The sequence below is a fragment of the Solirhodobacter olei genome (genome assembly GCF_004010155.1).
Taxonomy (GTDB): domain Bacteria; phylum Pseudomonadota; class Alphaproteobacteria; order Rhodobacterales; family Rhodobacteraceae; genus Solirhodobacter; species Solirhodobacter olei.
Genome location: NZ_RRYH01000018.1, coordinates 86,214 through 105,390 on the forward strand (window position 1 = coordinate 86,214; position 19,177 = coordinate 105,390).

Annotated in this window: 20 protein-coding genes; 15 read left to right on the plus strand and 5 right to left on the minus strand. The window is 67.8% G+C overall.

Features of this window, described 5'->3' with window-relative positions:
* Positions 1-102: 102 nt before the first annotated feature.
* The 3 genes from thrS to EIP85_RS14030 all read left to right on the plus strand — a co-directional run bounded on the left by thrS (position 103) and on the right by EIP85_RS14030 (position 3,653).
* Positions 103-2,061: a threonine--tRNA ligase gene (gene thrS / locus EIP85_RS14020; RefSeq protein ID WP_127902817.1), complete on the plus strand. Its 1,959-nt coding sequence runs from the start codon at positions 103-105 to the stop codon at positions 2,059-2,061.
* Between the two features lie 329 nt (positions 2,062-2,390).
* Positions 2,391-2,597: a cold-shock protein gene (locus EIP85_RS14025; RefSeq protein ID WP_127902818.1), complete on the plus strand. Its 207-nt coding sequence runs from the start codon at positions 2,391-2,393 to the stop codon at positions 2,595-2,597.
* A gap of 165 nt (positions 2,598-2,762) precedes the next feature.
* Positions 2,763-3,653, plus strand: coding sequence for an NAD-dependent epimerase/dehydratase family protein (locus EIP85_RS14030; protein WP_127902819.1), 891 nt, complete (start codon positions 2,763-2,765; stop codon positions 3,651-3,653).
* A gap of 93 nt (positions 3,654-3,746) precedes the next feature.
* On the opposite strand, the gene EIP85_RS14035 is transcribed toward EIP85_RS14030, so the two are convergent.
* Positions 3,747-4,406 (minus strand): glutathione S-transferase family protein, encoded by a 660-nt coding sequence (locus EIP85_RS14035; RefSeq protein WP_127902820.1) that lies wholly within the window; start codon positions 4,404-4,406, stop codon positions 3,747-3,749.
* A 166-nt stretch (positions 4,407-4,572) separates the two neighbouring features.
* On the opposite strand from EIP85_RS14035, the gene EIP85_RS14040 reads away from it, so the two are divergent.
* The gene (locus EIP85_RS14040; protein WP_127902821.1) at positions 4,573-5,949 is read left to right on the plus strand and encodes an MATE family efflux transporter; all 1,377 of its coding nucleotides are present in this window, start codon (positions 4,573-4,575) and stop codon (positions 5,947-5,949) included.
* Positions 5,950-6,007: 58 nt separating this feature from the next.
* Entirely contained in the window at positions 6,008-6,253 is a 246-nt protein-coding gene (locus tag EIP85_RS14045) for a hypothetical protein (RefSeq protein WP_127902822.1), read from the plus strand.
* Positions 6,254-6,274: 21 nt separating this feature from the next.
* On the opposite strand, the gene EIP85_RS14050 is transcribed toward EIP85_RS14045, so the two are convergent.
* Positions 6,275-6,940, minus strand: coding sequence for a GntR family transcriptional regulator (locus tag EIP85_RS14050; protein ID WP_127902823.1), 666 nt, complete (start codon positions 6,938-6,940; stop codon positions 6,275-6,277).
* Positions 6,940-8,097 carry an acetylornithine deacetylase gene (argE, locus tag EIP85_RS14055; protein ID WP_241560021.1) on the minus strand — a complete coding sequence of 386 codons (1,158 nt, stop codon included), beginning with the start codon at positions 8,095-8,097 and terminating at the stop codon, positions 6,940-6,942. The genes EIP85_RS14050 and argE overlap by 1 nt, the downstream gene beginning before the upstream one ends.
* 309 nt (positions 8,098-8,406) lie before the next feature.
* Between argE and EIP85_RS14060 the strand changes: the two genes are divergently transcribed.
* From EIP85_RS14060 to EIP85_RS14095, 8 genes are all read left to right on the plus strand, one after another.
* Entirely contained in the window at positions 8,407-9,252 is an 846-nt protein-coding gene (locus tag EIP85_RS14060) for a transporter substrate-binding domain-containing protein (RefSeq protein WP_127902825.1), read from the plus strand.
* Positions 9,253-9,294: 42 nt separating this feature from the next.
* The gene (gene ehuC, locus EIP85_RS14065; RefSeq protein WP_127902826.1) at positions 9,295-9,960 is read left to right on the plus strand and encodes an ectoine/hydroxyectoine ABC transporter permease subunit EhuC; all 666 of its coding nucleotides are present in this window, start codon (positions 9,295-9,297) and stop codon (positions 9,958-9,960) included.
* A 1-nt stretch (position 9,961) separates the two neighbouring features.
* On the plus strand, positions 9,962-10,633 hold the full coding sequence (gene ehuD, locus EIP85_RS14070; RefSeq protein ID WP_127902827.1) for an ectoine/hydroxyectoine ABC transporter permease subunit EhuD: 672 nt from the start codon (positions 9,962-9,964) through the stop codon (positions 10,631-10,633).
* Positions 10,633-11,448 carry an ectoine/hydroxyectoine ABC transporter ATP-binding protein EhuA gene (ehuA, locus tag EIP85_RS14075; protein WP_127902829.1) on the plus strand — a complete coding sequence of 272 codons (816 nt, stop codon included), beginning with the start codon at positions 10,633-10,635 and terminating at the stop codon, positions 11,446-11,448. The genes ehuD and ehuA overlap by 1 nt, the downstream gene beginning before the upstream one ends.
* A gap of 82 nt (positions 11,449-11,530) precedes the next feature.
* On the plus strand, positions 11,531-12,538 hold the full coding sequence (gene eutB / locus EIP85_RS14080) for a hydroxyectoine utilization dehydratase EutB (protein ID WP_127902830.1): 1,008 nt from the start codon (positions 11,531-11,533) through the stop codon (positions 12,536-12,538).
* The gene (locus tag EIP85_RS14085; protein ID WP_127902832.1) at positions 12,528-13,514 is read left to right on the plus strand and encodes a cyclodeaminase; all 987 of its coding nucleotides are present in this window, start codon (positions 12,528-12,530) and stop codon (positions 13,512-13,514) included. The genes eutB and EIP85_RS14085 overlap by 11 nt, the downstream gene beginning before the upstream one ends.
* Positions 13,515-13,623: 109 nt before the next feature.
* On the plus strand, positions 13,624-14,103 hold the full coding sequence (locus EIP85_RS14090; RefSeq protein ID WP_127902834.1) for an Lrp/AsnC family transcriptional regulator: 480 nt from the start codon (positions 13,624-13,626) through the stop codon (positions 14,101-14,103).
* 209 nt (positions 14,104-14,312) lie between these two features.
* Positions 14,313-14,861, plus strand: coding sequence for a fasciclin domain-containing protein (locus EIP85_RS14095; protein WP_127902835.1), 549 nt, complete (start codon positions 14,313-14,315; stop codon positions 14,859-14,861).
* Positions 14,862-14,925: 64 nt separating this feature from the next.
* On the opposite strand, the gene EIP85_RS14100 is transcribed toward EIP85_RS14095, so the two are convergent.
* Entirely contained in the window at positions 14,926-15,987 is a 1,062-nt protein-coding gene (locus tag EIP85_RS14100) for an ABC transporter ATP-binding protein (RefSeq protein WP_127902837.1), read from the minus strand.
* Positions 15,987-16,799, minus strand: coding sequence for an IclR family transcriptional regulator (locus EIP85_RS14105; protein ID WP_127902838.1), 813 nt, complete (start codon positions 16,797-16,799; stop codon positions 15,987-15,989). The genes EIP85_RS14100 and EIP85_RS14105 overlap by 1 nt, the downstream gene beginning before the upstream one ends.
* 128 nt (positions 16,800-16,927) lie before the next feature.
* On the opposite strand from EIP85_RS14105, the gene EIP85_RS14110 reads away from it, so the two are divergent.
* Complete coding sequence (locus EIP85_RS14110) at positions 16,928-18,169, plus strand: ABC transporter substrate-binding protein (protein WP_127902840.1); 1,242 nt, start codon at positions 16,928-16,930, stop codon at positions 18,167-18,169.
* Between the two features lie 82 nt (positions 18,170-18,251).
* Complete coding sequence (locus EIP85_RS14115; RefSeq protein ID WP_241560023.1) at positions 18,252-19,175, plus strand: carbohydrate ABC transporter permease; 924 nt, start codon at positions 18,252-18,254, stop codon at positions 19,173-19,175.
* Positions 19,176-19,177 lie beyond the last annotated feature (2 nt).

The window sequence follows — 19,177 nt, forward strand, 5'->3', positions numbered from 1 at the left end:
TTCCCCGCCCCCGTTGACATCCCCGCCCGCCCGGCGCAGAGAGACCGCATCATACCCGCAACCGGGCGTTCCGTGGGCGCCAAACCGACGAGGAGTGCCGCAATGGCCAAAGACTCCCCCTCCATTTCCCTGACCTTCCCCGATGGCTCCGTGCGCGCCTTCCCGGCCGGCTCCACCCCCGCCGAAGTGGCCGCCGCCATCGCCCCCTCGCTCGCCAAGAAGGCGATCTCCGCCACCGTCGACGGCCAGCACTGGGACCTGCAATGGCCGATCGAGGCCGATTGCGCCATCAAGATCAACACCATGGCCGACGAGGCAGAGGCGCTCGAGCTGATCCGCCACGACTTCGCCCATGTCATGGCCCGCGCCGTGCAGGAACTCTGGCCCGAGGTGAAGGTCACCATCGGCCCGGTCACCGAGAACGGCTGGTTCTACGATTTCGACCGCGCGGAGGCCTTCACCACCGAGGACCTCGGCGCGATCGAGAAGAAGATGCGCGAGATCATCGGCAAGCGCGACCCCGTGCGCACCGAGATCTGGGACCGCGCCCGCGCGATCGCCCATTACGTGGCCAAGGACGAACCCTTCAAGGTCGAGCTGATCGATCGCATCCCGCAGGACGCGCCGATCCGAATGTACTGGCACGGGCATTGGCAGGACCTCTGCCGCGGGCCGCACCTGCAATCGACCGGCCAGCTCCCGGCCGACGCCTTCAAGCTGATGGGCGTCTCCGGCGCCTACTGGTTCGGCGACGTGACCCGGCCGCAGCTGCAGCGCATCCAGGGCGTCGCCTTCAAGAACCGCGAGGATCTGAAGGCCTACCTGAACATGCTGGAGGAAGCCGCCAAGCGCGACCACCGCCGGCTTGCGAAGGAGATGGAGCTCTTCCACCTGCAGGAAGAGGCCCCCGGCATGGTCTTCTGGCACCCCAACGGCTGGACCATCTGGCGCGAGCTGGAGGCCTACATGCGCCGCCGCCTCCGCGGCGCGGGCTACAAGGAGATCAAGACCCCGCAGGTCGTGGACCGCGTCCTATGGGAACGCTCCGGCCACTGGGACAATTACCGCGAGAACATGTTCATCGTGGAGGTGGACGAGGAAGGCGCGAAGGAAAAGCGCATCAACGCGCTCAAGCCGATGAACTGCCCCTGCCACGTCCAGGTCTACAACCAGGGCCTCAAGAGCTACCGCGACCTGCCGCTCAGGCTGGCCGAATTCGGCTCCTGCCACCGCTATGAATCCTCGGGCTCCATGCACGGGCTGATGCGGGTGCGCGGCTTCACCCAGGACGACGCGCATATCTTCTGCACCGAGGACCAGATCGAGGCGGAATGCGCGGGATTCATCTCGCTGCTGTCCTCGGTCTACCGCGACCTCGGCTTCGAGAGCTTCGACATCAAGCTGTCCACCCGGCCCGATGTCCGCATCGGCACCGATGCCGACTGGGACCGCACCGAGGGCGCGCTGAAGGGCGCCATCGAGCATCTCGGCCTCGCCTATGAGATCAATCCCGGCGACGGCGCCTTCTACGGGCCCAAGCTCGACTTCAAGCTGACCGACGCGATCGGCCGGGAATGGCAATGCGGCACCTTCCAGGTCGACGCGCAGCTTCCGGGCCGGCTTGGCGCCGAATATGTCGGCGAGGACGGGATGAAGCATATGCCCTATATGCTCCACCGTGCCATCCTCGGCTCGTTCGAGCGCTTCCTCGGCATCCTGATCGAGCATTACGCCGGCAAGCTGCCCTTCTGGCTGGCGCCGCGGCAGGTGGTCGTGGCCTCCATCGTCTCCGACGCCGACGACTACGTGGCGGAGATCACCAGGGCGCTGAACGCCCGCGGCCTCCGGGCCGAGGCCGACACCCGCAACGAGAAGATCAACTACAAGGTCCGCGAGCACTCGCTCGGGAAGGTGCCGGTGATCCTCGCCATCGGCCAGCGCGAGGTGGCGGAACGCACCGTCTCCGTCCGCCGGCTGGGCGAGACCCGCACCGAAACGATGAGCCTGGATGCCGTCCTCGACGCGCTCGCCGCCGAGGCCGTGGCGCCGGACCTGCGCTGACACCGGCGCCCGCGCGCGGGGCTAACCCCTGCGCCCTCGCGCCTTTTTACCTGGGCCGCCCCACTCCGGCCCAGCCCCCCGGCGGTTTTCCGCCGATATATATCGGGTGATCGGCCCGCCAGCGTTCCAGCGCGCCCCGTTTTCGACATTCGTCGGAAACGGAGCAATTCGTTCGTTCTTGATTCTTCTCACGGATGCGTCATCATATCGGGCTGTGACGACCGCTTCTTAAAGACCGCCTCCTGATTCAGGCAGCCGGACGACTTGGAAGACCGGGCTGCACGACCCGTCGCACTCCCGCGGCGGGGGAATTAGTAAGGAGAAACGGCATGCCGACGGGCACCGTGAAGTGGTTCAACAGCACCAAGGGCTATGGGTTCATCGCTCCCGATGATGGTGGCAAGGACGTCTTCGTCCATATCTCGGCCGTTGAACGCGCCGGGCTGAAAGGGCTCAACGACAATCAGAAGATCGCGTACGAGCTGCAGGCCGGCCGCGACGGCCGCTCCTCCGCGGGCGATCTGAAACTGCTCTGAGCCGATCTTCGGCCAAGGAACATTCCGCCCATAGGCGGCACCAAGCCCGGGGATCTTCTCCGGGCTTATTCATGCGCCCCCGGTCCGGGCCCGCCCGGGCCCGGTCTTGCCCTCCCCGCCCCTCGCGCCGATAACGGGGCAAACCTGAAATCGGAGGCTTGAATCATGCGCATTCTCTTCACCGGCGGCTCCGGCAAGGCCGGCCGCCATGTCATCCCCTATCTCCTGTCCCAGGGCCACCGCGTCCTCAACGTCGACCTCACGCCGCTCGACCATCCCGGCGTCGACAACCTGACCGCCGACATCACCGACAGCGGGCAGATGTTCAACGCGCTGACCGCTTACGCCGGCTTCGACGAGCTGGAGCCCGGCACCGGCACCCCGACCTTCGACGCGGTGGTGCATTTCGCCGCCATCCCGCGGATCCTGATCGCGCCCGACAACGAAACCTTCCGCGTCAACACCATCGGCACCTACAACGTGATCGAGGCGGCGGTGAAGCTCGGCATCCGCAAGGTCGTCGTCGCCTCGTCCGAGACGACCTACGGCATCTGCTTCGCCGACGGGCCCCGCGCCCCGAAATCCCTGCCGCTGGAGGAAGACTACGACATCGACCCGATGGACAGCTACGGCCTGTCAAAGGTGGTGAACGAGGCGACCGCGCGCGCCTTCGCGCTGCGCTCGGGGGCGGATATCTACGCGCTCCGCATCGGCAACGTGATCGAGCCGCACGAATACGAAACCCTCTTTTCGGGCTTCTTCGCAGAGCCGGAGGTGCGGCTGCGCAACGCCTTCTGCTACATCGACGCCCGCGACCTGGGCCAGATCGTGGATCTCTGCCTGAAGAAGGACGGGCTCGGCTTCCAGGTCTTCAACGCCGGCAACGACGATACCTCCGTCAACCTCACGACGCAGGAAATCCTCGACCGGTTCTACAAGGGCGTGCCGGTCACGCGCGACCTGGGCCCGCGCGAGGCGCTGTTCTCCAACCGCAAGATCCGCGAGGTCCTGGGCTTCCGCGAGGAACACCCCTGGAGCCGCTACGTGAAGGCCTGAGCCAATGCCCCGTCCGGTCCGGGTAGGGTGCGCATTCATTGCGCACCGTTTACCCCCCGCGGACGGGCACCGGCCCTCCTCACGGCATCTCCCTCAGGCCGGTTCCGCCTCGCGCATTTCCCACATCTTCCTGAACCCGGGCCGGGCGTGGCAACGCTCGTACCAGGCCTTCAGATGCGGGAATTCCGAAAGCAGCGTCGGGTGCCCCTCGGCGTAGCGCACGCATTCGGCGCTGTTGATATCGGCCACGGTGAAGCGGTCGCCCACCATCCAGTCGTGCTTGGCCAGATGCGCGTCGAGCCGCCGGAACGGCCGGCGCAGCTTCTCCGCCGCAACCGCGATCACCGCCTGCCCCTCGGGCGTCGCATCGCCGCCGTCGCGCTGGATGAAGGTGATCTCCAGCGCGGGCCCCTCGATCCCGGTCACCGCATGCAGCGCCCATTGGATCATCAGCGCCGATTCGGCATCGGTCTGCGGCCCCAGCAGCCCGCCGTAGCGCCGCGCCAGGTAAAGGTCGATGCCGAGGGATTCGGTCAGCACCAGGTCGCCGTCGACGAGGCAGGGCACCTGCCCCTGCGGATTGATCTCCAGATACTCGGCCGAGGCCGTGTTGAGCGGCGCATCCGCCGCCTTCGGCTGGTCCAGTCGATAGGCCTGGATCACCGGCACATGCAGATAGTCCATGCCGATTTCAGCCAGCATCCAGAGCGGCCGCGAGGCGCGCGAGCGGGCGACACCGTAAAGCGTGACCATGAATCCCTCCGTCAATGATCGGGCGGAGACTAGGCCCCCCCGCCGCCAAGCGGAAGGGCCGCCGCGCGGGCGGCCACTTCCCCCCGCCCTTCGCCTCCCGCCCCCCTTTGAAACGCAACCTGACGGAGAGCTTGCCCCGCCCCCGCCCCTCGGCTAAGGCACTGGCATGGGAGACAATCAGACGCGGTTTCCGGTCCAGGCCCGCGCGCTTCTGAGGCTCGGCCTGCCGCTGGTGGGATCGAACCTCGCGCAGGTCGGGCTGCATGTCACCGATACGGTGATGATGGGGTGGTACTCGGTGCCGGCCCTGGCCGCCGTCGTGCTTGGCGCCTCGTCCTTCTTCATCCTCTTCATCCTCGGCTCCGGCTTCGGGGTCGCGGTGATGCCTATGGTCGCCTCCGCCGACGGGGACGAGGTGGAAACCCGCCGCGCCACCCGCATGGGGCTCTGGCTGTCGCTTCTTTATTCCGCGCTGGTGCTGCCGGTGTTCTGGTATGCCGGGCCGATCTTCATCGCCCTCGGCCAGACCCCCGAGACCGCGGCCACCGCGCAAAGCTTCATGCGCATCGCCGGGTTCGGCATGGCGCCCGCGCTCTTCGTCATGGTGCTGAAAAGCTTCCTCGCCGCGCTGGAGCGGACACATATCGTGCTCTGGGCCACGCTTGCCGGGGTGGTGATGAACGCGACGCTGAACTGGGCCTTCATCTTCGGCCACTGGGGCGCGCCGGAGATGGGGGCGGCAGGCTCGGCCACGGCGACGCTCGGCACCCAGATCCTGACGCTGATCGTCGTCGCGGCATATGCGCTCCTTCACCCGAAACTGCGGCATTTCCAGCTCGCCACCCGGTTCTGGCGGCCGGACTGGCAGTATTTCTTCCGCGTATTCCGCCTCGGCTACCCGATCGGGCTGACCAGCGTCTCCGAGGGCGGGCTGTTCCAGGCCACGGCGATCATGATGGGCTGGATCGGCACCGTGCAGCTGGCCGCCCACGGCATCGCGCTGGAGCTGGCCTCGATCACCTTCATGGTCCATCTCGGCCTGTCGCAGGCCGCGACCGTGCGGGTCGGGCGCGCCCACGGGCGCCGCGCCCTGGGCGAGATGCGCGCCGCGGCGCTGGCCGCCACCGGCCTCTCGCTGGTCTTCGCGGCGGTCTGCGTGACGATCTTCCTGACGCTTCCGAAAGAGCTGATCGGCCTCTACATCCGCCCGGGCGACCCGCTGGCGCCGCAGATCCTGGCCTTCGGAAGCCGGCTTCTGCTGGTTGCCGCGCTGTTCCAGGTGGCCGATGCCAGCCAGGTGATGGCGCTCGGCCTGCTGCGCGGCGTACAGGACACGCGGGTTCCGATGTGGATGGCGGGCGTCAGCTACTGGTGCATCGGCATCCCGGCAAGCTACGTGCTGGCCTTCCCGCTGCACATGGGGGGCACGGGCCTCTGGCTCGGCCTCGTCGTCGGCCTCGTCGCCGCCGCCTCGCTGATGATGACGCGGTTCTGGCTCGGCCCCGCCCGCCTGCCCGGCCCCGCCGCCCGCGCGACGTCCTGAGCGCGTGACTTGCCCGGCGGCACGGCGCGGCTACACTGGCCGGCGGGAGGGATGCGCCATGACAGGTTCCCCACCGAAACCCTGGTTCGCCGCCAAGCGCTTCGGCTTCGGCGCGGGCCGTCCGATCACCTGGCAGGGCTGGGCGGCAACGGCGCTTCTCGTCGCGGTGCTGATCCTCGCAACCTTCGCGCTTCGGGGGGCAGAGCGGCTGGCCGTCCTTCTCGCCGCGCTGGCCGTGTTCTCGGCCATCGCCTGGCGCAAGACCGAGGGCGGCTGGCGCTGGCGCGGCGGCGGCCGGCGCTGAACGCCCGCGCGGACCCGCGCCTCAGGCTGCGTTCTTCCGCATCCGCGTGAAGCTCATCGAGATATGCGCCCGGTGGACATGCGCCGCCGCCTCCAGATCGCCGATCCGCAGGGCGCGGACGTAATCCTCCACCTCGCGGTCGAAGACCTGCACTTCCTCGACCAGGTCGATCCGCCGGCTGGTCACCGATTTCAGCCAGATCCGGTGGGTCTGGTAATACAGCCTGCGGCTGATCTCGCGCAGCGGCTCGTTCGCGGTCAGCGCCATATGCGCCTCGAAGAAGTCGATGTTGAGCTGTGCAAAGCCCCGCGGATCGGGCCGCGCGACCAGCGCCTTGGCCCGCGCCACCAGCCCGTCGAGCGAGGCGATCAGCTTCGCGTCGGGCGGCACCGGATCGAGCAGGCCCGCCAGTTCGGCCAGTTCGGTGCGCAGCCGGTAGACCTGGATCAGCTCCTCGATCTCGACATCGGTGACGAGCGTGCCGACGCCATGCACCGATTGCAGCAGCCCCTCCGCCTCCAGCCGCCCCAGAACGCGGCGCAGCGGCGTGCGGCTGACGCCGAACTCCCGCGCCATCGCCTCTTCCGAAAGCCGGGTGCCGGGCGGGTAGTCGAGCAGGCAGATCCGCATCCGGATCTCGTGATACATCTTGCCGAACCGCCCGCGGGCGCTGTCCTCCTCGGGCATCACGCAAGCCTCTCGGCGAGCCGGCCGAGCATCGCCAGGCACTGGTCGATCTGCACCATCTCGATATACTCGTCGGGCTTGTGCGCCTGCTGGATCGAGCCGGGCCCGCAGACCACCACCGACATGCCCATCTGCTGGAAAAGCCCCGCCTCCGTGCCGAAGGGTACCACGTCGGCCGTCTGCGCCCCGGTGAGTTCGGAGACGACGCGCCGCGCTTCGGCCGCGCCCGCCGGCTCCAGCCCGCAGACCTCGCCGATGACCTCCAGCTCGATCCCGGCCTCCGGCGCCACAGCGCGCATCGCGGGCAGCAGTTCATCGGCGCAGAACGCCTCCAGATCCGCCTTCACGAAATCGGCGTCCGCGCCCTGCACCGGCCGCATCTCCCAGTCCACCCGCGCCTTGCCGGGGATCACGTTATGCGCCACCCCGCCGACCAGCGCGCCGGTGTTGATCGTCGTCCAGGGCGGCTCAAAGCGCGACCCCTCCGGCGCCCGCGCCTTGAGCTGTTCCTTCAGCTCCAGCAGCCGGCCGACATAGCGCACCGCGTATTCCACCGCGTTCACCCCCCGGTCCGGGTCGGAGCCATGGCCCTCGAAGCCGGTGAAATGGGTGGAATATTCGTAGCAGCCCTTGTGCCCCTCGATGATCCGCATCTCCGTCGGCTCGCCGATGATGGCGACGGCGGGACGGATCTCGCGGGTCTGCAGCACCTCGACCAGCGCCTTGGCGCCGAGGCAGCCGACCTCCTCGTCATGGGTGAAGGCGAAATGGACCGGGCGGTCGCCGATCGTCTCCGCAAACACCGGCGCCATCGCCACGGCGGCAGCGATGAAGCCCTTCATGTCGCAGGCGCCCCGGCCATACAGGCGGCCCGCCCGCTCCACCATCTCGAACGGGTCCGAGGTCCAGTCCTGGTCGGCCACCGGAACCACGTCGGTATGGCCCGACAGCAGGATCCCGCCGTCCACCTCCGGCCCGATCGTGGCGAAAAGGTTGCCCTTGGTGCCGCTCGCGTCGAGGAACACCTCGCAGCGCGCCCCCGCCGCCTCCAGCCGTTCGGCCAGGCGGGCGATGAGGCCAAGGTTGCTGTCGGCCGAGACTGTGGGAAAGCCGATCAGCTCCGCCAGGATCTCCTTCGTGTCAGTCAGAGCGCTCACATGTCCCCCTTGAACTTCCGGCCGGGCCACGCCGCGCCGCGGGCCGCCGCCATGAAAGGCAAAGCCGGTTCCGGCGACAAGGCCGAAACACGCGTCGCGAGGCCGGGCGGATGCCCGATCTTGAAACCTGTACACAACGCGGGGGCAACCGTCCTGCCCATTATTGATGCTCTCAACAAATACAGACCACCACCACAGCACCATTCTTGACAGAATCGGAAACTGCATGATGTTGTATACAACATGATCAAGGCGCCACAGAAGCGTCAACGGAAAATCGACATCTGAACCCGACACGGAGGCCCCGACATGAAATCTTCCATCCTCAAGACCCTCGCCACGGCGGGCCTGCTTCTGGGCACCTCGGCGGCGGTCGCGCTCGCCGGCCCGCTGATGGAGCGCGCCAAGGCGGGCAAGGCGATCCGAATCGGTTTCGCCAACGAAAAACCCTTCGCCTATCCCGGCGACAACGGCGCGCCCAAGGGCTTCGTGAACGCCTATGTCCTCGCCGTGCTGAAGAACATGGGCTACACCAAGATCGAGCCGGTGGAGACCGATTGGGGCGGGCTGATCCCGGGCCTCAACGCCGGGCGGTTCGACATCATTACGGGCGGCATGAACATCCTGAAGAAGCGCTGCGAGAACGTGGACTTCTCCCAGCCGATGGGCCGCGTGGGCGACGCCTTCATCGTCGCCAAGGGCAACCCGAAGCACATCGAGAACTACACTGACATCAAGAAGGCCGGCGCCATCATGGCTACCGGCGCGGGCTATTCCAACATTGCCCAGGCCAAAGAGGCCGGCGTTCCCGCCTCCGACATCATGACGGTGCCCGGCCCGACCGAGATCCTCGCCGCGGTCAAGTCCGGCCGCGCCGACGCGGGCGCCATGACCTTCTTCGCCGCCGAGCAGCTCGCCCAGAGCGCGCCGGACAAGGTTCAGGTCACCGATCCCGGCAAGATGCCGGAAAGCTCGATGAACTGGATCGGCATCGGCTTCAAGAAGGCGGACGCCGACTTCGTGAAGGCCTTCGACGCGGCGCAGAAGAAGTACCTCGGCACGCCGGCGATGCTGAAGTCGGTCGCGCAGTACGGCTACACCAAGGCCTCGCTGCCCGGCGGCAAGACCACCGCCTGGGTCTGCGCCCACCGCTGAGCCGAGATCGACCGACGACCTGACTGACCCGCGGGGGCCGAGATGTCTCTCTGGCACTTCCTCCAGACCTTCGGCCCCCGTCTTCTCGACGGGACGCTGGTGACGGTCGAGCAGTTCTTCCTCGCCGCCGTGGTGGCCGTGGCCATCGCCGTGGCGGCGGGGTTGATGAAGCTCTCCCGCAACCTCGCCCTCAAAGGCGTCGCGGTGATCTATATCGAGATCTTCCGCGGCACCTCGCTTCTCGTGCAGCTCTACTGGATCTTCTTCGTCCTGCCGCTCTTCGGGATCACGCTGCCGAAATTCGCGGCCGGCTTCATGGCCGTCGGCATGAACCTCGGCGCCTATGGGGCAGAGCTGGTACGCGGCGCGATCCAGGCCGTGCCGCGGGGGCAGTGGGAGGCGGCCTATGCCCTTTCCATGTCCCCCGCCCGCCGGATGCGGCGGATCATCCTGCCGCAGGCGCTGCTGATCATGCTGCCGCCCTGGGGCAACCTTCTGATCGAGCTTCTGAAGGGCACCGCGCTGGTCGCGCTGATCTCGGTGACGGACCTGATGTTCCAGTCCAAGCAGATCAACGCCTCCACCTATCTCTCGGCCCAGTCCTTCGGCGCGGCGCTGGTGATCTATTACATCCTCGCCCGCTTCCTGCTGACGCCCGCGATGCGCTGGCTGGAGACGACGCTCCGCCGCCGCCAGGAAAGGAGCTGAGATGGGCTTTCACTGGCGCTGGGATTTTACCTGGCAGATCCTGCCCCGCCTGCTCGACGCGACGCTGAACACGCTCGCGGCCGCCGGCATCGGCTATGGCATCGCGCTGGTGCTGGGCCTCGTCTTCGCGCTGGCGCAGCGGACACCCTACCGCATGCTGACCGTCTCCGTGCGCGAGGCGGTGGAATTCGTCCGCTCCACGCCGCTGGTGCTGCAGATCTTCTTCTTCTTCTACGTCGGCCCGCAGATGGGCCTGCGCCTTTCGCCCTGGGTCTCGGGCATGATCGCGATCGGGCTCCACTACGCCTCCTACCTCTCCGAGGTCTATCGCGGCGGGCTCGAGGCCGTGCCGAAGGGCCAGTGGGAGGCAGCGACTGCGCTCAACCTCTCGACCCGCGATACCTATGCCCGCATCATCATCCCGCAGGCCCTGCCGCCCGCGCTCGCCGGGATGGGCAATTACCTCGTCGGGATCTTCAAGGACACGCCGATGCTCTCCGTCATCGGGGTGGCGGAGCTGATGCACACCGCCAATTCCATCGGCTCGGAAAACTACCGCTACCTGGAGCCCTATACGCTGGTCGGGCTGATCTTCCTTCTGATCTCGCTGCCGACCGCCGGGCTGATCCGCCTCTTCGAGTGCTGGGTGCGGCGCAAACTGGGGATGCGATGATGGACGAGACCGCCGACTATCCGCTGGAGCTGACCGGAGAGGACGTGCCGATGGTGCGCTTTCTCAACGTCACCAAGCGCTACGGGCCGCTGACCGTGCTCGACAAGCTGAACCTCGACGTGGCGGAGGGCGAGATGGTCTCGGTCATCGGCCCCTCCGGCTCGGGCAAGACCACGGTGCTGCGCATGCTGATGACGCTCGAGACGATCAACGGCGGGGTGATCTACGTCGATGGCAAGCCGTTGACCCATATGCCGAAAGGGGGCCGGCTGGTGCCCGCCGATCCGCGCTACCTCCGGCGGATGCGGGCCAACATCGGCATGTGCTTCCAGCACTTCAACCTCTTCCCCCACATGACCGCGCTGCAGAACTGCATGGAGGGGCCGGTGCAGGTCCTCGGCCTGCCGAAGGCGGAGGCGCGGGCCCGCTCCGAAGAGCTTCTTGAGATGGTCGGCATGATCGACAAGAAGGACCAGCACCCTTCCCGCCTCTCCGGTGGCCAGCAGCAGCGGGTGGCCATCGCCCGGGCGCTGGCGATGCGCCCCAAGGTGATGCTCTTCGACGAGGTGACATCCGCGCTCGACCCCGAGGTGATCGGCGAGGTGACCAACGTCATCCGCAAGCTGGTGGCGGAGTTCAAGCTGACCATGCTGATGGTCACCCACCAGATGGGCTTCGCGCGCGACATCTCCGACCGGGTCTGCTTCTTCTATGCCGGACGGATCGAGGAACAGGGCCCGCCGGATGCGCTTTTCGGCAATCCCCAGCGGGAGCGCACCCAGCAGTTCCTGAGCGCGGTTAAGGACGCCGGCTGATGCAGCCGACCCGCCCCGTAGGGTGCGCATTCATTGCGCACCTTTCCTCTCTGCCCCCTCCCCACCGCACCGCCCCTCGCCCATGACCCTCACACTCGCCGATATCCTCTCCGCCGCCCGCGCCATCGCGGGCCTCGCCGACGCCACGCCCCTCGTCCCCTCACCCCACATGTCCCGCCTGACGGGGCAGGACTTCCTCCTCAAGCTCGAGACCTGCCAGCCGATCGGCGCCTTCAAGCTCCGCGGCGCGCTGAATGCCATCGCGGCGCTGCCCGCCGACACCCCGGGTGTCACCTGTTGCTCCACCGGCAACCACGGCCGGGGCGTGGCCTTCGCCGCCCGCGCCCGCGGCCTGCGCGCCACCATCTGCATGTCCGAGCTCGTCCCCCAGGCCAAGGTTGACGGCATCCGCGCGCTCGGCGCCGAGGTCCGCATCACCGGCCGCAGCCAGGACGACGCCCAGGCCGAGGCGCTGCGCCTCTGCGCCGAGGAGGGCCTGACCGACATCTCCCCCTTCGACGACCCGCACGTGATCGCGGGCCAGGGCACCATCGGGCTGGAGCTTCTCGCCGCCCGCCCCGACCTCGGCACGATCCTGGTGCCCCTCTCCGGCGGCGGCCTCGCCGCGGGAGTCGCGCTGGCCGCCAAGACGATCAAGCCCTCGATCCGCGTCATCGGCATCACCATGGAACGCGGCGCCGCCATGGCCGCCTCCCTCGCCGCCGGCCGCCCGGTGGAGGTGGAGGAGGTCGAGAGCCTCGCCGACAGCCTCGGCGGCGGCATCGGCCTGAAGAACCGCCTCTCCTTCCCGCTCTGCCGGGACCTGCTCGACGACGTGATCCTGGTGACGGAGGAGGAGATCCGCGACGCCATGCAGGCGCTCTATTTCGAGGACCGGATGGTGGCCGAGGGCGCCTCCGTCGTCGGCCTCGCCGCCGTGCTCGCGGGCAGGCTGCCCGTGGCCAGCGCCCCCATCGCCACCATCCTCACCGGCCGCAACCTCGACATGGGCACGTTCACCCGCATCATCGCGGGCGAGGACATCGCCCTCGGTCCCCGCATCCTGAAAGGACGCCGCTATGGCGCGTGACATCCGCATCCTGACCGAGGCCGAGCTGCGCGCCGCCACCACCCTCGACCTCGCCCTGGTCGACGCGATCGAGGCTGCCTTCGCTGCGCTTTCCTCCGGCCGCGTCACCCAGCCGCCGATCCTTTCCATGGCGCTGCCCGAGGTGCATGGCGAGGTCGACGTCAAGACCGCCTACATCCCCGGCTTCGAGGGCTTCGCCATCAAGGTGTCTCCCGGCTTCTTCGACAACCCGAAGCTCGGCCTGCCCAGCCTCAATGGGCTGATGATCCTGTTCTCGGCCAGCACCGGCCTTGTCGAGGCGGTCTTCCTCGACAACGGCTACCTGACGGACCTCAGGACCGCCGCCGCCGGCGCCGTCGCCGCCCGCCACCTCGCGCCGAAAGAGGTCGAGACCGCAGGCGTGATCGGCACCGGCACCCAGGCGCGGCTGCAGCTGCAGGCCGCCCATCTCGTCCGCCCGTTCAGGCGCGCCCTCGTCCACGGCCGCGACCCGGCGAAGGCAGAGGCCTGCGCCGCCGATCTCGCCCGCAGCCTCGGCATCGCGGCCGAGGCCGTCGCCGACCCGGCGGAGCTCGTCGCCCGCGCCCAGCTCGTCGTCACCACCACGCCCGCGCGCCAGCCCGTCCTGATGGCGGGCTGGCTCCACCCGGGCCTCCACATCACTGCCATGGGCTCCGACCAGGAGGGCAAGAACGAGATCGACCCGCAGGCCCTCGCCCGCGCCGATCTCTACGCCTGCGACCGCGTCAGCCAGTGCGAAACCCTGGGCGAGCTGCGCACCGCGCTCGAAACCGGCCTCTGGACCGCCCCGCCGCCGCCCGAGATCGGCGCGATCATCGCGGGAAGCGTGGCCGGCCGGCAGGCGGAGGATGCGATCACGATCTGCGACCTCACCGGCACCGGCGCACAGGACACCGCCATCGCCGCCCATGTCCTGCCCCGCCTCGGCACGGCCGGCACCATGATCCGCGCCTGAGGCCCGGCCCGGGGCAGCCCCGGCCCGGTTGACGCGCCCCCGGCCGCGCAGTACCGCCATCCGAAGCGCGCGCACCCGTGCCCGTGACATCTGAGAGAGCGAGACCCGCATGCGCCTCGACGCCCGCGACCTGGAGATCCTGCGCGTCCTCGCCCGCGAGGGCCGCATCACCAAGGCCGCGCTTGCCGAGCGCGTCGGCCTCTCGCCCACCCCCTGCTGGGAACGGCTGAAGAAGCTCGAGGAGGCCGGTATCGTCGAGGGCTACCGCGCCGAGATCGCGCTCAGGAAACTCGGGCCACACGTCACCGTCTTCATGGCCGCCGAGCTGGCCGACCACACCGCCGCCCGCTTCCGCCAGTTCGAGGACGAGATCCGCCGCCGCGACGAGATCACCGCCTGCTGGGCGCTCGGCGGCGGCTTCGACTACATCCTGCAGATCGTCACCCGCGACATCGACGCCTACCAGCGCCTCGTCGACGAGCTGCTCGAGGCCCGCATCGGCCTCGCCCGCTATTTCACCTATGTCGTGACGAAGCCGGTAAAGGGCGCAGGCGTCCCGCCGCTGGAGCTGATCGCCGGCCTGACCTGATCCCCCAGCGCAGAAGAGGGCCAGCACCCGCCCGCGGGTGGGCGCTGGCACGGCGGGCTGCGCGTGCCCCTTCGGGCGGCGGCGCGGGGCGGCCGCGAAACCTCCCCGAAAAAAAATTTACCGATTTTGAAACTCCCGGCGGGACCGCCCCGTATCTCCCCACATGGACCGGGCAGGACGCCCGCCACAAACACGAGAGGAGATTCAGGATGAAACTTAAGATCCGCGCCCTCGCCGCCGTCTGCGCCCTCGCGCTCGCCGGCCCCGCGCTCGCCAACCCGATGGTCGGCGGTGCGCCGATGTACGCGAACAAGAACATCGTCCAGAACGCCGTGAACTCGAAGGACCACACGACGCTGGTCGCCGCGGTGAAGGCCGCGGGCCTCGTCAAGACGCTGGAGGGCAAGGGCCCGTTCACCGTCTTCGCTCCGACCAACGAGGCCTTCGCGAAGCTGCCGAAGGGCACCGTCGCGACGCTGCTGAAGCCCGAGAACCATGCCAAGCTGGTGAAGATCCTCACCTGCCACGTGGTCGCCGCCAAGCTCACCGCACAGGATATCGAGCAGACCGCGATGAAATACGGCGGCGCCGTCACCATCAACACCGTCGGCGGCTGCAAGCTGACCGCGATGGAGAAGATGGGCCATCTCTACATCAAGGATCAGGCCGGCGACACCGCCGAGGTCACGATCCCCAACGTGATGCAGTCGAACGGCGTGATCCACGTCATCAACACCGTCCTGCTGCCGGGGTCCTGATCGGCACCCGCCAGTACTGCCGCCGCGCGGGGGATGCCCTCGCGCGGCGCAACCCGGCTCCGGCCTAGCGGATCCGCGCCTCGGTCCTCGCGTCGAAGAGCATCGCCTCCTCCGCCTTCAGGCGCATCCCCACCTTCGATCCCGGCGCCAGCCGCAGATCATCGCGGTACTCCACCGTCACCCGCTCGCCGGTCGGCCCGTGAAGGTAGAGGTAGGAGACCCCGCCCAGCGCCTCGCTCATGTCGACGCCATGGGTCGCGCCGTCACGGTCAAGCTCGATATGCTGCGGCCGGATCCCAAGGATCACCTCGGTCCCGTTCGCCGGCAGGTTCACCGGCAGCGACAGCCGCGCCCCGCCAAGACCCGGCACCACGACCGCGCCCTCCTCCACCTTCGCGGCCAGGAAGTTCATCGAGGGCGACCCGATGAAGCCCGCCACGAAGCGGTTGTCGGGATCCCTGTAAAGCTCCAGCGGCGCGCCCACCTGCTCGATCCGCCCCGCGCGCAGCACCACGATCTTGTCGGCCAGCGTCATCGCCTCGACCTGGTCATGCGTCACGTAGATCATCGTCGCTCCGATCTCGCGATGAAGCCGCGCGATCTCCACCCGCATCCCCACCCTGAGTTCCGCGTCGAGGTTGGAGAGCGGCTCGTCGAACAGGAACACCTCCGGCCCGCGCACGATGGCCCGGCCGATGGCGACCCGCTGGCGCTGTCCCCCCGACAGCGCCTTGGGCTTGCGCTTGAGGTACTCCTCAAGCCGCAGGATCCCCGCCGCCTCGCCGACCTTCTGCGCGATCTCGGCCTTGGGGTGGCCGGTCATCTTCAGACCGAACCCCATGTTCTCCTCGACCGTCATATGCGGGTAAAGCGCGTAGGTCTGGAACACCATCGCCACCCCCCGTTCGGACGGGTCGACCTGCGTCACGTCGCGGCTGCCGATGGCGATCGCGCCGCCCGTGGTCTCCTCCAGCCCCGCGATCATCCGCAGAAGCGTGGACTTGCCGCAACCCGAGGGGCCCACGAAGACGCAGAACTCGCCGTTCTCCACCTCAAGGTCGACGCCGTGGATCACCTGCGCCTGGCCGTATTTCTTCACCACACCGTTCAGCTTTACGCCGGACATCACCGACCTCCCCTTTTGTCCTGTTCCGGAAAGCGCCAGCTCTCCGCATCCGCGGCGATCGCCGCGGCCGTCTGAAGGATCCCCGGCGCAAGCGCCTCCAGCGCCGGTATGTTCATCCGCTCGGTCGTCGAGGTCACCGAGAGCGCCCCAAGCACCCGGCCCGCCCGGGTCAGGATCGGCGCGGCAAGGCAGATGATCCCCGGCTCGTGCTCTTCGTCGTCGAAGGCGTAGCCACGGGCGCGGATCCGCGCGAGATCGGCCTTCAGCGCCTTGGCCGAGGTCAGCGTGTGATCGGTGAAACGGTGGAAGGACTGGCGCGCCAGCGCATCCTCTAGCGGGCCCGGCTCGAGGAAGGCCAGCATCGCCTTACCGACCCCGGTGCAATGGGCCGGGCCGATCTTGCCGGCCTGGCTGAACATCTCCACCGGCTGGCGGGCGTTGCGCTTGTCGACATAAAGCACCTGGCCGTTGTCGAGCTGGGCAAGGTGGACCGTCTCGCCCACCTGCGCGGCCAGCCGGTCGACATGCGGCCGCGCGATCGGGGCCAGCGAGCTTTGCCGCCAGGCCGAATGCGCCAGCCGCACCAGCCGCATCCCGGGCGCATAGCTCTGCCGGTCGGGATCGTAGGAGAGCATCCCCTGGCTGGTCAGCGTCTGCAGCAGCCGAAACAGCGTGGCCTTCGGAAACCGCTCGGCAGCCAGCAATTCGCTGAACCGCACGGGGCGCTCGAAATCGGCAACCATGTCAAGGACTTCCAAAGCCTTGCCAACCGTACCGTCGGCCCGCTGCGGCGCTGGATCCTCTGCGTTCATCTCATCCTCCCCGGCCCCGGGCCGCATCGGGCCGCCCTCAAGGCTGTTGACAGCATAGCCGAGCGGCGGCATAGTTTTCAATAAGTAAAACCGAGTTTCATTTATTGGAACCAACCAGGGAGGAAACCATGGTCCAATATTCCCGCCGCGGCATCGCGGCACTTGCGGTTGCCGCGGCGCTCGTCGCCTCGACGGCCGCCGCCGATACGCTGAGGATCTTCACCGACACCTCGGACCCGGCGCCCAAGAAGGCGTTCCAGACGCTGATCAACGACTTCGAGAAGGCGAACCCGGACGTTAAGGTGAAATGGACGGTGTTCGACCACGAGGGCTACAAGACCTCGATCCGGAACTTCCTGTCGGCCGACGCGCCGGACCTGGCGAACTGGTACGCCGGCAACCGCATGGCGCCCTTCGTCAAGGCGGGGCAGTTCCTCGACGTCTCGGACGTGTGGAAGAAGAACGGGCTGGACAAGACGCTGGCCTCCGCCCTGCCCTCGATGACCATCGACGGCAAGCAGTGGGGCGTTCCCTACACGTATTACCAGTGGGGGATGTACTACAACAAGGACGTCTTCAAGAAGTTCGGCGTCTCGGTTCCCACGACCTGGGATCAGTTCATTTCCGACTGCGCCAAGTTCAAGGCGGGCGGCGTTGACTGCACGACCACCGGCACCAAGGCGCTCTGGCCCTCGGCCGGCTGGTTCGACTACATGGACCTGCGCACCAACGGCTACCAGTTCCACATGGATCTCACCTCCGGCAAGGTGAAGTGGACCGACCCGCGCGTGAAGAAGGTCTTCACCGAATGGGCCAAGCTGATCAAGCCGGGCTACGTGACCGCCAACGCCGCCGCGCTCGACTGGCAGGATGCTGCGCCGCTCCTGGTGCAGGGCAAGGCCGCGACCTACCTGATGGGCAACTTCGCGGTGGCCACCTTCAAGCAGGGCGGCATGAAGGAATCCAACCTCGGCTTCTTCCCCTTCCCGCAGGTCACCCCCGGCGTGCCGCGGGCCGAGGACGCCCCGACCGACACGATGCACATCCCGGCCAAGGCCAAGAACGTGAAGGACGCCAAGCGCTTCCTCGCCTTCCTTGCCTCCGCGCCCGAGCAGACCAAGATCAACGACATCCTCGGTCAGCTGCCGGTCAACAACCAGTCCACCGTGGGCAACGACCCGTTCCTGCAGCAGGGCTTCAAGATGCTGTCGACGGCCCACGGCCTGGCGCAGTTCTTCGACCGTGACGCCCCGGCGGAGATGGCGAAGATCGGCATGGAGGGCTTCCAGGAATTCATGGCCCACCCGGACCGGGTGGACGCGATCCTGAAGCGCCTCGAGTCCGCGCGCGAGCGCATCTACAAGAACTGACGCGGCTCTGACGCGTCCCTCCCTCCGCCCCGGCAACGCGCCCGGGGCGGAGGGCCCCAGACCGACAGCGGGAGGAACGACCATGACCCCGGCGCTCGCCGACGCGAGGGAGCCGTCCCGGCGCAGCTACTGGCGCCGGAACCAGAGACGCCTCGCCCCCGCTCTCTTCATCGCCCCGGGCGGGCTGATGTTCCTGATCTACGTCGTGATCCCGATCTTCCGGTCGATCTCGATCTCGTTCTACCACTGGGACGGGCTTGGCGCGATGAAATGGGCAGGCTTCGGCAATTACGCCGAGCTCTGGTCCGATCCGGCCTTCGTCGTCTCGCTGGAAAACAACCTGATCTGGCTGGTGCTCTACATGTTCGCGGTGCCTGCCGGGCTCTTCATCGCGATCTTCCTGAACCAGACCGTGCGCGGCATCCGGATCTACAAGTCGCTGTTCTTCTTCCCCTTCGTGATCTCGCAGGTGGTGGTCGGGCTGATCTTCTCCTGGTTCTACGCGCCCGATTTCGGCCTGCTCTTCAAGCTGACGAAGATGCTCACCGGCCACGGCATCGCGGTACTCGCAAGCGAGACCTACGCCACCTACGGCATCATCGCCGCCGGCCTCTGGCCGCAGATCGCCTATTGCATGATCCTGTATCTCACCGGCCTCAACAACGTCGCCCCCGACCAGATCGAGGCCGCACGCCTCGACGGGGCCAAGGGCTGGCGGATGCTCTGGTATGTCGTCATTCCGCAGCTGCGGCCAGCGACCTTCATCGCCGTCGTCGTCACCGTGATCGGCGCGCTGCGCTCCTTCGACCTGGTGTCGATCATGACCCAGGGCGGCCCCTACGGCGCGACGCGGGTGCTCTCCTACTACATGTACGAGGAGGCACTATCCGAATACGGCTACCGCATGGGCTATGGCGCCGCCATCGCCGTGGTGCTGTTCCTCATCATGATGGTCTTCATCTCCGGCTTCATCTGGAAGATGTACCGCGACGAGACGGAGCGCTGAGC

Excerpts from the sequence above, each read along its gene's own strand:
- EIP85_RS14085 (WP_127902832.1), top strand. The coding sequence starts at position 12,528 with ATGGCGCGTGACATCCGCATCCTGACCGAGGCCGAGCTGCGCGCCGCC.
- EIP85_RS14035 (WP_127902820.1), bottom strand. The coding sequence starts at position 4,406 with ATGGTCACGCTTTACGGTGTCGCCCGCTCGCGCGCCTCGCGGCCGCTC.
- EIP85_RS14115 (WP_241560023.1), top strand. The coding sequence starts at position 18,252 with ATGACCCCGGCGCTCGCCGACGCGAGGGAGCCGTCCCGGCGCAGCTAC.
- EIP85_RS14030 (WP_127902819.1), top strand. The coding sequence starts at position 2,763 with ATGCGCATTCTCTTCACCGGCGGCTCCGGCAAGGCCGGCCGCCATGTC.
- EIP85_RS14100 (WP_127902837.1), bottom strand. The coding sequence starts at position 15,987 with ATGTCCGGCGTAAAGCTGAACGGTGTGGTGAAGAAATACGGCCAGGCG.
- EIP85_RS14060 (WP_127902825.1), top strand. The coding sequence starts at position 8,407 with ATGAAATCTTCCATCCTCAAGACCCTCGCCACGGCGGGCCTGCTTCTG.
- EIP85_RS14095 (WP_127902835.1), top strand. The coding sequence starts at position 14,313 with ATGAAACTTAAGATCCGCGCCCTCGCCGCCGTCTGCGCCCTCGCGCTC.
- eutB (WP_127902830.1), top strand. The coding sequence starts at position 11,531 with ATGACCCTCACACTCGCCGATATCCTCTCCGCCGCCCGCGCCATCGCG.
- EIP85_RS14040 (WP_127902821.1), top strand. The coding sequence starts at position 4,573 with ATGGGAGACAATCAGACGCGGTTTCCGGTCCAGGCCCGCGCGCTTCTG.
- ehuD (WP_127902827.1), top strand. The coding sequence starts at position 9,962 with ATGGGCTTTCACTGGCGCTGGGATTTTACCTGGCAGATCCTGCCCCGC.
- EIP85_RS14110 (WP_127902840.1), top strand. The coding sequence starts at position 16,928 with ATGGTCCAATATTCCCGCCGCGGCATCGCGGCACTTGCGGTTGCCGCG.
- ehuA (WP_127902829.1), top strand. The coding sequence starts at position 10,633 with ATGGACGAGACCGCCGACTATCCGCTGGAGCTGACCGGAGAGGACGTG.
- EIP85_RS14090 (WP_127902834.1), top strand. The coding sequence starts at position 13,624 with ATGCGCCTCGACGCCCGCGACCTGGAGATCCTGCGCGTCCTCGCCCGC.
- EIP85_RS14050 (WP_127902823.1), bottom strand. The coding sequence starts at position 6,940 with ATGCCCGAGGAGGACAGCGCCCGCGGGCGGTTCGGCAAGATGTATCAC.
- EIP85_RS14105 (WP_127902838.1), bottom strand. The coding sequence starts at position 16,799 with ATGAACGCAGAGGATCCAGCGCCGCAGCGGGCCGACGGTACGGTTGGC.
- thrS (WP_127902817.1), top strand. The coding sequence starts at position 103 with ATGGCCAAAGACTCCCCCTCCATTTCCCTGACCTTCCCCGATGGCTCC.
- EIP85_RS14025 (WP_127902818.1), top strand. The coding sequence starts at position 2,391 with ATGCCGACGGGCACCGTGAAGTGGTTCAACAGCACCAAGGGCTATGGG.
- EIP85_RS14045 (WP_127902822.1), top strand. The coding sequence starts at position 6,008 with ATGACAGGTTCCCCACCGAAACCCTGGTTCGCCGCCAAGCGCTTCGGC.
- ehuC (WP_127902826.1), top strand. The coding sequence starts at position 9,295 with ATGTCTCTCTGGCACTTCCTCCAGACCTTCGGCCCCCGTCTTCTCGAC.